The 306-nt window shown below is 47.1% G+C and carries 1 protein-coding gene; it reads left to right on the top strand.

The window, feature by feature from the left end; all coding sequences use genetic code 11:
* Positions 1–16 precede the first annotated feature (16 nt).
* The coding region (locus LKX83_RS32345) for an ATP-binding cassette domain-containing protein (protein ID WP_227887367.1) at positions 17–306 on the top strand (290 nt) is incomplete at its 3' end.

Raw genomic sequence — 306 nt, 5'->3', positions numbered from 1 at the left:
GCGAGGAGGTCTCCTGATGTTAAAAGTAGATGAGATTAACGTATATTATGGCAATATCCAAGCGTTGAAAGGTGTATCGCTTGAAATCAATCAAGGCGAGATCGTTACCCTCATTGGGGCAAACGGTGCGGGTAAGAGCACGCTGCTCAAAGCAATCTCCGGTTTGCTTAAACCAAAGCAGGGCAGCATCAATTATTTAGGCCAATCCATTGCAGGCAAAGCGGCTCAGGCGATTGTAAAACAGGGGATTTCGCATGTGCCGGAAGGACGACGTGTATTCGCCAATATGACAGTAGAGGAAAACCT

Source organism: Cohnella baijiui (assembly GCF_020731285.1).
In the GTDB taxonomy this organism is placed as follows: Bacteria; Bacillota; Bacilli; order Paenibacillales; family Paenibacillaceae; genus Cohnella.
This window is presented reverse-complemented; position numbering and strand designations above follow the sequence as displayed.